This is a genomic window from Vibrio sp. CCUG 15886 (assembly GCF_028570825.1).
In the GTDB taxonomy this organism is placed as follows: domain Bacteria; phylum Pseudomonadota; class Gammaproteobacteria; order Enterobacterales; family Vibrionaceae; genus Vibrio; species Vibrio vulnificus_B.
The window spans coordinates 1-11,318 of the sequence record NZ_JAQQBT010000028.1 but is presented as its reverse complement, the minus strand read 5'-3'; the positions used below and the strand labels follow the sequence as shown (position 1 = coordinate 11,318).

The window sequence follows — 11,318 nt, the reverse complement described above, 5'->3', positions numbered from 1 at the left end:
GGGTGGCTAACGGGATTCGAACCCGCGACAACCGGAATCACAATCCGGGACTCTACCAACTGAGCTATAGCCACCATTGTTTTTTTACCGATATATCCTCCAGGCATCCAAATGGCGCGCCCGAAAGGATTCGAACCTTCGACCTTTGGCTCCGGAGGCCAACGCTCTATCCAGCTGAGCTACGGGCGCATGCCCTATCGGCGGAGTGGAATAATACGTAGTTCACACTATGGCGTCTAGTGTTTTTTTTAGTTTTTTTTCCGTTTGGTCTCTTTTTCGTCAGTTATCTGGCTACAAATGTAAATAACAGATGTGATTCAGCCCCTGTAGCTGATAACTTGTTGTTTATTGCAACAAGTTAACGGGATATAATCACCCATTATTTACATTGATTTAACAGTGATAATTTACCGTTAAATCAAAACAGCACTCTAACTATATAAATGTTTGGTAAGCCAGCTGACTTACCTTGGGAATGTAAAGTGAGTTTAATGGATATGTCTCGACGAATGATTAGCGTTTTATTCGCTGCTTTAACCTTTTCTACGGCAGCTATGGCTACCAGTACTGACCACGATGCCATTGCAGAGCGCATCAAGCCAGTAGGTGATGTTTATCTAGCAGGTAGTGAGCCAGTCAAAGCTGAACCAACCGGACCGCGTGATGGCGCAACAGTTTACGGCACTTTTTGTATTGCTTGTCACTCGTCTGGGGTAAATGGCGCACCAAAAACGGGCAATGCTGCAGATTGGGCTCCTCGTATCGCACAAGGTCATGATGTGTTGAACAAGCACGCGATTGAGGGCTTTAATGCCATGCCTCCTCGCGGTACTTGTATGGACTGTTCTGACGACGAAATCATTGCCGCGATTGATCACATGATCAAAGGTCTATAAAACAAAGTTTCTTAAAGCAGAAGGGCTTGGTTTTCCAAGCCCTTTTCTTATTTGACTAACGCTACTTCTTGTTGAACATGGCACGTAAGTTGGCAATGTGCGCTTGGCCTTTGGCCATTCTTTCTTCCTGTGTCACTGGCTTTTTGGTTTGTTCCCATTCCACATCATCGAAAGGCAACTCGTCTAGGAAGCGACTTTGGCTGGGTTTGATCAACTCCCCATACTGACGACGCTCTTTACACATCACGAAAGTCAGCTCTCGCTGCGCACGCGTAATGCCAACGTACATTAAGCGACGTTCTTCCTCGACGTTATCTTCATCGATACTGGTTTGATGCGGCAATATCCCTTCTTCAGTCCCGATCAGGTACACATATGGAAATTCCAGACCTTTAGACGCATGCAGTGTCATCAGTTGTACGGCATCACTGTCTTCATCTTCTTCACCACGTTCCATCATGTCACGCAGTGTCAAACGTTGAACCACTTCTTTCAACGTTTTCTCTTCTTGATCGTTATTGTCACCCTCTAAATCAGCGACAATCCAAGAGTAGAGATCAGAGACGTTTTTCATGCGCATTTCTGCGGCTTTCGGGCTGGCAGATGTTTCGTACAACCAATCCTCATAATGAATGTCTCGCACCAACGAGCGCACCGCTTCCACGGTATCCCCTCGCTCCGCTTGATCGGCAATCGCCACCAGCCAATGAGTAAAGCGCCGCAAATTATCGAGACCACGTCCGGTCAGATGCTGCTCAAGGCCAAGTTCAAAGCTGGCTTCAAATAAACTTTTGCCACGCATATTGGCATAGCTACCTAACTTCTCCAGCGTCACAGGGCCAATTTCACGCTTGGGTGTGTTGACGATGCGCAAAAATGCGTTGTCATCATCAGGATTCACCAACACTCGCAAATACGCCATGATGTCTTTGATCTCCGCGCGCGCAAAGAAAGACGTACCACCAGACAGCCGATAAGGAACGCGGTTTTGCATCAGCGACTTTTCGATGAGACGCGATTGATGATTACCACGATAAAGGATGGCATAGTCACGATAGTCGGTGCGATTGAGAAACTTGTGGGCAATGATTTCCCCCGTGACGCGCTCCGCCTCATGCTCATCATTATTGGCCAACAGCACTTTGAGTTTTTCTCCATCGGGAATTTCCGAGAAGAGCGACTTTTCATACACGTGTGGGTTATTGGCAATCAAGATGTTCGCCGCACGCAAAATACGGCTGGTCGAACGGTAGTTTTGCTCCAATTTAATCAGGCGTAAGTTGGGGTAATCTTGCCCCAGCAACACTAAGTTTTGCGGCTTCGCCCCACGCCAAGAGTAAATCGATTGATCATCATCCCCAACCACAGTTAATCGTCCGCGCTCACCCACCAGCAGTTTCACCAGTTCATATTGACTGGTGTTGGTGTCTTGATACTCATCGACCAGAAGATAACGGATACGGTTTTGCCAGTATTGACGCACCTCATCATGTCCACGAAGGAGTAATACTGGCAGCAAGATAAGATCATCAAAGTCGAGGGCGTTGTAGGCTTTCATCTGCTTCTGATACATCTCAAAACAGAAGGCAAACAACTGCTGCTGTTCGCCTTGCGCGCGTGCCACGGCCTGCTCTGGTGAGAGCATGTCGTTTTTCCAATTTGAGATGGTGCTCATTAACTGACGCAGCAAATCTTTATCGCCATCCAGCTGTTTTTCAGTCAGCTCTTTAAGCAGTGCAAGCTGATCTTGATCGTCAAACAAGGAAAAGCCCGACTTCAAACCCAGATGGCGATACTCTCGTTTGATGATGTTCAAACCAAGCGTGTGAAAGGTTGACACCATCAGGCCTTTTGATTCCCCCTTCCCCAGTGTTTGCCCCACACGTTCTTTCATCTCACGCGCGGCTTTATTGGTGAAGGTGACCGCCGCAATATTACGCGCTTTGTAGCCACACTGTTGCACTAAATAGGCAATCTTATTGGTGATCACACGTGTTTTGCCTGAACCCGCACCCGCAAGCACGAGGCAGGGACCTGATACGTATTTCACGGCTTCGTCTTGTCTTGGATTCAGTTTCATAGCGCTTATCTGTGGTCAAAAATCGAGGCCCATATAATAGTCGTCGAGTGATGAGATTGCCATTGCCTCATTGACAAGATTTTTACTCAATAGCACACATAGCACTTGCCAATATGGCTATCTTTTCCGCTATAATGAATGAACGTTCATTAACTGGTGGATAACCCATGTCATCTGAAGAGCAGAACGACAAGCAACAACAAATCCTGGCTGCGGCAGAGAAGTTGATTGCGGAGTCTGGTTTTCAAGGTCTATCGATGAGTAAATTGGCCAAAGAAGCAGGCGTCGCAGCAGGTACGATTTATCGTTATTTTGACGATAAAGAACACCTGCTGGATGAACTCAGGCTACGTATTACTCAACGAGTTGCCACGGCGATTCAAGCCAACGTAACCCGTGATATGCCTTTGAAACAACAATATCGCACCATGTGGCTAAACACATGGAATTTAGCGGCTTCAAACTTGTCTACTTTGAGCAACCGTATTCAGTACGAATCACTACCTTGCTCGAATAGCCACAAAACCCGCGAGCTAGAAAAGAAAATGTTTCACCAAGTTGCTTTAATGTTCGATATGGGCAAGGAGCAAGGGGTGTTCAAAACGCTGGATAACGAAATTTTGTTTGGTCTAAGTTTGGAGACCAGCGTCAGGCTAGCGAAAAAACACGCATTAGGCTTTTACCAACTGGACGAGAGAGCGCTAGACGCCGCCATCGACGCCAGCTGGGATGCAATCATTAATCACTAATTGGAGTTCTTAATAGAATGAAAAAGTGGACCTTTTTTATGTTACTTATCGCCATTCTGCTGTTTGGCAGCGTGATAGGTTTCAACCTCTTCAAACAAAAGAAAATTGCCGAATACATGGCAAATCGTCCTGAGCCAGAATTCCCAGTAACGGTCACAGAAGTGAAACCGGTCGACTGGGTACCTGTGATTGAAGCGATCGGTTTTATCGAACCCAACCAAGGTGTGACGATTGCCAATGAAACCAGCGGTGTCATTAAACAGATCCGCTTTGAATCCGGCACACAAGTAAAAGAAGGCCAACCGCTTGTTCTGCTCGACTCTGATGTAGAAAAAGCCAACCTGAAGAGCAGTGAAGCAAAACTGCCAGCAGCAGAAGCGAAGTACAAACGCTATCAAGGCCTCTTCAAAAAAGGCTCGATTTCAAAAGAAGCGTATGATGAAGCTGGAGCCAATTACTACTCGTTAAAAGCCGATATTGAAAGCTTGAAAGCTTCGATTGCACGCCGTGAAATCAAAGCGCCATTTTCAGGCGTCATTGGTATTCGTAATGTCTACCTAGGCCAATATCTGCAAGCAGGCTCTGATATCGTACGTTTGGAAGACACCAGCGTGATGCGCTTACGTTTTACCGTGCCGCAAAACGATATTTCTCGCATCAATCTCGGCCAGGAAGTGGATATTTTTGTCGATGCTTATCCGCAAAACCCATTCAAAGGCTCAATCACTGCGATTGAACCCGCGGTCAATATCCAAAGTGGTTTGATTCAAATACAAGCAGATATTCCAAACAGCGACGGAAAACTGCGTAGTGGTATGTTTGCCCGTGCCAACATCATTCTGCCGAAGTTAGAAGACCAAGTCACACTGCCACAAACGGCGATCACATTTACGCTCTACGGTGACAATGTTTACATTCTAACGGAAGAAGACGGCGTGCAGCGCGTGAAACAACATGTGGTGAAAGTGGGTGAGCGCACTGGGAATATCGCACATATTCTCGATGGCGTAAAAGTGGGTGATCAGGTGGTGACATCTGGCCAGGTTCGCTTGAGTAACGATGCCAAGGTTCGTGTTGTCGAAAGCGACGCGATTACACCTCCGGCTGAAACCCCTATGCTGTAATTGGAGGCATCATGCGCTTTACTGATGTTTTTATAAAACGTCCAGTTTTAGCGGTATCCATCAGCTTTTTGATCGCCTTGCTTGGCTTACAAGCGGTGTTCAAGATGCAGGTGCGAGAATACCCTGAAATGACCAATACCGTCGTAACGGTAACCACCAGTTACTACGGCGCCAGTGCCGATTTGATCCAAGGTTTCATTACTCAACCTTTGGAGCAAGCCGTTGCGCAGGCAGATAATATTGACTACATGACCTCGCAATCGGTGCTGGGTAAATCCACCATCACAGTGAACATGAAGCTCAATACGGATCCGAATGCTGCCTTGGCGGATATTTTGGCCAAAACGAACTCGGTTCGCTCACAGTTACCAAAAGAAGCCGAAGACCCAACGGTGACCATGTCGACAGGTTCGACAACGGCGGTGCTGTATATCGGCTTCACCAGTGATGAGCTGTCATCAAGCCAAATCACGGACTACCTAGAGCGCGTGATTAACCCACAACTTTTCACCATCAATGGTGTGTCGAAAGTTGACCTCTATGGTGGCTTGAAATACGCACTACGCGTGTGGCTGGATCCGGCCAAAATGGGCGCACTACGCCTCACCGCAACCGACGTGATGGGCGTACTCAACGCCAACAACTACCAATCGGCAACGGGTCAGGTAACGGGCGAATTTGTCCTGTACAACGGCAGTGCCGATACTCAGGTCTCTAACGTACAAGAGCTGGAAAACTTGGTGGTGAAATCGGGTGATGGTGAAGTGATTCGCTTAGGCGATATCGCAAAAGTCACACTGGAAAAAAGCCACGATGTTTACCGCGCCAGCGCAAATGGCCAAGAAGCCGTGGTGGCTGCCATCAACGCAGCACCAAGTGCCAACCCCATTAACATTGCGGCAGATGTCCTTGAACTGCTTCCTCAGCTTGAGCGCAACCTGCCTAGCAATATCAAGATGAACGTGATGTACGACTCGACCATCGCCATCAATGAATCCATTCACGAAGTCGTGAAAACCATTGTTGAAGCAGCCGTGATCGTACTGGTGGTGATCACCCTATTTTTGGGGTCGTTCCGCGCCGTTATCATCCCTATCGTCACCATTCCACTGTCGTTAATCGGTGTGGCGATGGTGATGCAAGCGATGGGGTTCTCGTGGAACCTAATGACACTGCTGGCGATGGTTTTGGCTATCGGTCTAGTGGTGGATGATGCGATCGTCGTACTAGAAAACGTCGACCGCCACATCAAAGAGGGTGAATCGCCATTCCGCGCAGCCATCATAGGTACACGTGAAATTGCGGTACCGGTTATCGCTATGACGCTCACACTTGGCGCGGTGTACGCCCCGATTGCACTCATGGGCGGGATCACTGGCTCGCTGTTTAAAGAGTTTGCTCTGACTCTCGCGGGTTCGGTATTTGTGTCGGGTATTATCGCGTTAACACTGTCGCCAATGATGTGTTCAAAGATGCTAAAGGCACATGAAAAGCCAAGCAAATTTGAAGAGAAAGTACACCACGTGCTGGACGGCATGACCAACCGCTACGAAAAAATGCTCAAAGCGGTCATGGACCATCGTCCTGTGGTGATCGGTTTCGCACTGATTGTTTTTGGTACGCTCCCGGTTCTATTTAAGTTCATTCCAAGTGAATTGGCGCCTTCAGAAGATAAGGGCGTGGTGATGTTAATGGGTACTGGCCCATCCAACGCAAACTTGGATTACCTACAAAACACCATGAATGACGTAAACAAAATTCTGTCTGATCAGCCAGAGGTTGAGTTTGCTCAGGTGTTTACTGGGGTGCCAAACTCGAACCAAGCCTTTGGTCTAGCAACGTTGAAGCCATGGAGCCAGCGTGAAGCGAGCCAAGCGGAAATCACTAAGCGTGTGGGTGGTTTGGTTTCGAACGTTCCAGGTATGGCAGTGACGGCTTTCCAAATGCCAGAACTTCCAGGCGCAGGCTCTGGTCTACCAATCCAGTTCGTGATTACCACACCAAATAGCTTTGAGAGCTTGTACACCATCGCCAGTGACATTCTGACGGAAGTGACTTCAAGTCCGTTGTTTGTTTATTCAGATTTGGATCTGAAATACGACTCTGCGACGATGAAAATCAAGATCGACAAAGACAAAGCGGGCGCGTATGGCGTTACGATGCAAGATATTGGCATCACACTAGGAACCATGATGGCTGACGGCTATGTCAACCGCATTGACCTTAACGGCCGCTCTTACGAAGTGATCCCGCAAGTGGAACGTAAATGGCGTTTGAACCCTGAGTCGATGAAGAACTACTATGTGCGCGCTGCCGATGGCAAAGCGGTCCCACTAGGTAGCTTGATCACCATCGATGTCATCGCTGAACCTCGTTCATTGCCTCACTTCAACCAATTAAACTCCGCTACCGTCGGCGCAGTACCTTCACCAGGTACAGCGATGGGCGATGCCATCAATTGGTTCGAAAACATTGCTAGCAACAAGCTACCAACTGGCTACAACCATGACTACATGGGTGAAGCTCGTCAGTTTGTTACAGAAGGCAGCGCCTTGTACGCCACCTTTGGTCTTGCTTTGGCGATTATCTTCTTGGTATTGGCGATTCAGTTTGAATCGATTCGCGATCCAATCGTTATCATGGTATCGGTGCCACTGGCGATCTGTGGTGCTTTGATTGCTTTGGCATGGGGTCTTGCGACGATGAACATATACTCGCAAGTGGGCCTGATTACCTTGGTTGGCCTGATCACCAAGCACGGTATCTTGATTTGTGAGGTGGCCAAAGAAGAACAGTTACATAACAAGCGGTCTCGTATCGATGCGGTGATGGAAGCGGCGAAAGTACGTCTGCGTCCAATCCTAATGACGACGGCGGCTATGATTGCTGGTTTGATCCCACTAATGTATGCAACGGGCGCTGGCGCTGCTCAACGCTTCAGCATCGGTATCGTTATCGTCGCAGGTCTAGCGATTGGTACACTGTTTACCTTATTCGTGTTGCCTGTGATTTACAGCTACCTCGCTGAAAAACACAAACCGCTACCTGTGTTTGTAGAAGATAAAGATTTGGAAAAACTCGCTCGAGTGGATGAAGCAAAAGCCGCTCAACGCCAAATCGCAGAACAGTAATTGCGATGCAATATAAACGAAAGGCCGCTTATGCGGCCTTTTTGTTACTTTTCACAGCACATCTGTGTCGCTTTTTTACGCCAGAGATAGCGACTTTCACCAGTCAATTACATAGAATACCAACAAAGAAATCAGGAGCTACCTCATGTTTGACCCAAAGAAAATTGAGCAGATTGCAAAACAAATTCACGACTCTATGCCACAACCCGTTAAGGATTTAGGCGCGGATGTGGATCAAAAAATCCGTCAAGTCATTCAAGGCCAACTCAACAAGCTTGATGTGGTTAGCCGTGAAGAGTTTGATGTGCAAACGCAAGTCTTACTGCGCACTCGTCAAAAGCTCAGTGAGATGGAAAAGAAACTGTCAGAGCTTGAAGCAAAGCTCGCTGATAAGTAATCCCCAAACGCTACAGTTAGGGCGTTTTTCTTCGTTCTAAAGCAGCGATAAGCGAATAAACAAAAGGCTTGGTCAGAGACCAAGCCTTTTAATTACATGTTGTGTTTTCTTTTGTATTTATCACCCCAGTCTGCCTGGAGTTTTGTTAGCGCCCTTTTCTAGACACTAGAATGAGAATAGGTGGAAAGGCGAAACTTAGCCACCAACAGCGATACGTTTCATGTCAGTCATGTAACCACGCAGCTCTTCACCGATGTACTCAACAGGGTGATTGCGGATAGTCTCATTTACGGCAATGAGTGTCGCGTTATCAACTTGATTAGAAGTTTCACCTAACCCCTTACCAATCACATCTGTCCCTACCGAAGGCATAAACTTCTCACGAAGTAGCGGTGTTGCCACATTAGCAAACAGGTAGTTACCATATTCCGCTGTGTCTGAGATAACCACGTTCATCTCGTATAGACGCTTACGTGCAATTGTGTTGGCAATAAGTGGTAACTCATGCAGCGACTCGTAGTAAGCCGATTCGTCAATAATGCCAGAAGCCGTCATTGCTTCAAACGCCAGTTCAACGCCAGCACGAACCATTGCAACCATTAAGATACCGTTGTCAAAGTACTCTTGCTCAGAGATTTCAACATCCGTTGATGGGTAATTTTCGAACGCCGTTTCACCCGTTTCAGCGCGCCAGCCTAGCAGATTCGCATCATCATTCGCCCAGTCAGCCATCATAGTGCTAGAGAAGTGACCTGAGATAATGTCGTCCATGTGTTTGTTGTACAGAGGACGCATCAGATCCTTTAGCTCTTCAGAAAGCTCAAATGCTTTTATCTTCGCTGGGTTTGATAGACGGTCCATCATATGAGTGATACCACCGAACTTCAGTGCTTCAGTAATGGTTTCCCAACCGTACTGCAGTAACTTACCTGCGTAACCTGGGTCAATGCCTTCCGCAACCATCTTCTCGTAACATACGATAGAACCAGCTTGAAGCATGCCACATAGAATAGTTTGCTCACCCATCAAGTCTGATTTCACTTCAGCAACAAAAGAAGACTCAAGACAACCCGCACGATGACCACCAGTCGCAGCCGCCCAAGCTTTCGCAATGTCCCAACCCTCACCTTTTGGATCGTTCTCTGGGTGAACAGCAATCAATGTAGGAACACCAAAGCCACGTTTGTATTCTTCACGAACTTCTGTACCTGGACACTTAGGCGCTACCATAACAACCGTTAGGTCTTTACGGATTTGCATGCCTTCTTCAACAACGTTAAAACCGTGTGAGTAACCAAGAGCCGCGCCTTCTTTCATTAGGGGCATTACGGTTTCAACCACATTGGTGTGCTGTTTATCTGGTGTCAAGTTAACAACAAGATCAGCTTGAGGGATCAGCGTTTCATAACTACCCACTTCAAAACCATTCTCTTTAGCATTTTTGTATGATTGACGCTGCTCATCAATCGCGGCTTGACGTAGTGCGTAAGCAACATCAAGACCGGAGTCACGCATGTTTAGACCTTGGTTTAGGCCTTGCGCACCACAACCTACGATGACGACTTTTTTACCCTTAAGGTAATCCGCCTCTGTAGCGAATTCACTGCGATCCATAAAACGACAACGACCCAATTGGTCTAGTTGCTCACGAAGGTTCAAAGTATTGAAATAGTTCGCCATCAGGGCTCTCCTTAAAATTCATCCATCACGGTCGGTGGTTACTCACCGAATGAATTCATACTAAAACAGACTTTAAGTTGCTCAAAGTGATATATTCACAATTAGTAATTGCAAATAGTGCAACACGGAAAGACATATACAATGAACATCAAAAGCTTACAGCTATTTATTCACCTCTGTGATAGTAAAAACTTTGCCAAGACGGCAGCAGCAATGCACATCAGTCCATCCGCGCTCAGTCGTCAAATTCAAAAGCTAGAAGAAGAAACTAGCCAGCAACTCTTCACTAGAGACAATCGTAGTGTTGAAATAACACCTGCAGGTAAAAAACTGATGCCAGTTGCACTTAAAATGCTTAACGAATGGCAACAGTATCAATTACAAAACCGTTATTCAGAAACCGAACTCAAAGGGGAAATACGCTTATTTTGTTCCGTCACCGCCAGCTATAGCCACTTGCCAGAACTTCTTTCTGAATTTCGACTACAACATCCTTTTATTGAATTCAAAATATCTACCGGTGATCCTGCACAAGCCATGGATAAAATTCTGAACGGAGAGGCTGATATTGCTATTTCCGCCAAACCAGACACAGTACCAGCAAAAGTGGCTTTTGAGCCCATCAGCGAAATTCCACTCTCTGTAATTGCACCTCAAGGAGTGAGCAGTTTCACGGATGAAATGAACCGTGATAAGCCTGATTGGTCTTCGATCCCCTATATAGTTCCTGAAGCAGGTACCGCTAGAGAAAGGGCGAATACTTGGTTTAAAAAGATGAAAATTAAACCCAATATTTATGCTCAGGTTTCAGGTCATGAAGCGATTGTGAGTATGGTAGCTTTGGGGTGTGGTATCGGTATTGCTCCGGATGTTGTGATCAACAACAGCCCAGTCAAAGAGAAAATACAGAGACTAAAAGTCGCTCCCATTAAACCTTTTGAGTTGGGGGTATGCTGCATCAAATCTCAACTCGAAAATCCCCTAATTCAAGCCTTATGGAAAGTTGCTGAAAGTAAGTACATCGTGATTTAAGCAGCAATGCAAAGCCTGTCATACCAACCTAACTAAAAATATGATCTAATTGAGACTGTTACTTCTTCGTGATAAATGACGCTATGGACAGTCTTAATAACATTGATTTCAAAAAACTTGCTAGCCAACAAAAATCTATTCAAATGAAGATGCGATTGCTCGCATTGGCCCATTTTAAAGATGGTCACTCTCGAACCCAAATTGCTAAGTTCCTTAAGGTAAGCAGAAC

The 11,318-nt window shown here is 46.6% G+C and carries 8 protein-coding genes and 2 tRNA genes; 6 read left to right on the top strand and 4 right to left on the bottom strand.

Annotation, left to right across the window (positions count from 1 at the left end; all coding sequences use genetic code 11):
• Position 1: 1 nt before the first annotated feature.
• Positions 2-74 (bottom strand) — tRNA-His (locus PQQ36_RS21885).
• 38 nt (positions 75-112) lie between these two features.
• Positions 113-189 (bottom strand) — tRNA-Arg (locus PQQ36_RS21880).
• Between the two features lie 302 nt (positions 190-491).
• On the opposite strand from PQQ36_RS21880, the gene PQQ36_RS21875 reads away from it, so the two are divergent.
• On the top strand, positions 492-896 hold the full coding sequence (locus PQQ36_RS21875; RefSeq protein WP_039552050.1) for a c-type cytochrome: 405 nt from the start codon (positions 492-494) through the stop codon (positions 894-896).
• A gap of 61 nt (positions 897-957) precedes the next feature.
• Here the strand turns inward: PQQ36_RS21875 and rep are convergent, their stop codons facing one another.
• Complete coding sequence (gene rep, locus PQQ36_RS21870; protein WP_045620194.1) at positions 958-2,976, bottom strand: DNA helicase Rep; 2,019 nt, start codon at positions 2,974-2,976, stop codon at positions 958-960.
• Positions 2,977-3,143: 167 nt separating this feature from the next.
• Here rep and PQQ36_RS21865 point away from each other — a divergent pair, with 167 nt between their 5' ends.
• The 4 genes from PQQ36_RS21865 to ubiK all read left to right on the top strand — a co-directional run bounded on the left by PQQ36_RS21865 (position 3,144) and on the right by ubiK (position 8,377).
• Positions 3,144-3,725, top strand: a complete 582-nt coding sequence (locus PQQ36_RS21865; RefSeq protein WP_111437416.1) for a TetR/AcrR family transcriptional regulator — start codon at positions 3,144-3,146, stop codon at positions 3,723-3,725.
• Between the two features lie 17 nt (positions 3,726-3,742).
• On the top strand, positions 3,743-4,849 hold the full coding sequence (locus PQQ36_RS21860; protein ID WP_065090000.1) for an efflux RND transporter periplasmic adaptor subunit: 1,107 nt from the start codon (positions 3,743-3,745) through the stop codon (positions 4,847-4,849).
• Positions 4,850-4,860: 11 nt separating this feature from the next.
• The gene (gene vmeD, locus PQQ36_RS21855) at positions 4,861-7,980 is read left to right on the top strand and encodes a multidrug efflux RND transporter permease subunit VmeD (RefSeq protein ID WP_130193342.1); all 3,120 of its coding nucleotides are present in this window, start codon (positions 4,861-4,863) and stop codon (positions 7,978-7,980) included.
• A gap of 145 nt (positions 7,981-8,125) precedes the next feature.
• Positions 8,126-8,377: a ubiquinone biosynthesis accessory factor UbiK gene (gene ubiK, locus PQQ36_RS21850; protein WP_011079097.1), complete on the top strand. Its 252-nt coding sequence runs from the start codon at positions 8,126-8,128 to the stop codon at positions 8,375-8,377.
• Between the two features lie 195 nt (positions 8,378-8,572).
• Here the strand turns inward: ubiK and ilvC are convergent, their stop codons facing one another.
• Positions 8,573-10,057 carry a ketol-acid reductoisomerase gene (gene ilvC / locus PQQ36_RS21845; RefSeq protein ID WP_011079096.1) on the bottom strand — a complete coding sequence of 495 codons (1,485 nt, stop codon included), beginning with the start codon at positions 10,055-10,057 and terminating at the stop codon, positions 8,573-8,575.
• Between the two features lie 141 nt (positions 10,058-10,198).
• Here ilvC and ilvY point away from each other — a divergent pair, with 141 nt between their 5' ends.
• Positions 10,199-11,089, top strand: coding sequence for an HTH-type transcriptional activator IlvY (ilvY, locus tag PQQ36_RS21840; RefSeq protein ID WP_011079095.1), 891 nt, complete (start codon positions 10,199-10,201; stop codon positions 11,087-11,089).
• Positions 11,090-11,318 lie beyond the last annotated feature (229 nt).

Excerpts from the sequence above, each read along its gene's own strand:
- vmeD (WP_130193342.1), top strand. The coding sequence starts at position 4,861 with ATGCGCTTTACTGATGTTTTTATAAAACGTCCAGTTTTAGCGGTATCC.
- ubiK (WP_011079097.1), top strand. The coding sequence starts at position 8,126 with ATGTTTGACCCAAAGAAAATTGAGCAGATTGCAAAACAAATTCACGAC.
- ilvY (WP_011079095.1), top strand. The coding sequence starts at position 10,199 with ATGAACATCAAAAGCTTACAGCTATTTATTCACCTCTGTGATAGTAAA.
- PQQ36_RS21865 (WP_111437416.1), top strand. The coding sequence starts at position 3,144 with ATGTCATCTGAAGAGCAGAACGACAAGCAACAACAAATCCTGGCTGCG.
- rep (WP_045620194.1), bottom strand. The coding sequence starts at position 2,976 with ATGAAACTGAATCCAAGACAAGACGAAGCCGTGAAATACGTATCAGGT.
- PQQ36_RS21860 (WP_065090000.1), top strand. The coding sequence starts at position 3,743 with ATGAAAAAGTGGACCTTTTTTATGTTACTTATCGCCATTCTGCTGTTT.
- PQQ36_RS21875 (WP_039552050.1), top strand. The coding sequence starts at position 492 with ATGGATATGTCTCGACGAATGATTAGCGTTTTATTCGCTGCTTTAACC.
- ilvC (WP_011079096.1), bottom strand. The coding sequence starts at position 10,057 with ATGGCGAACTATTTCAATACTTTGAACCTTCGTGAGCAACTAGACCAA.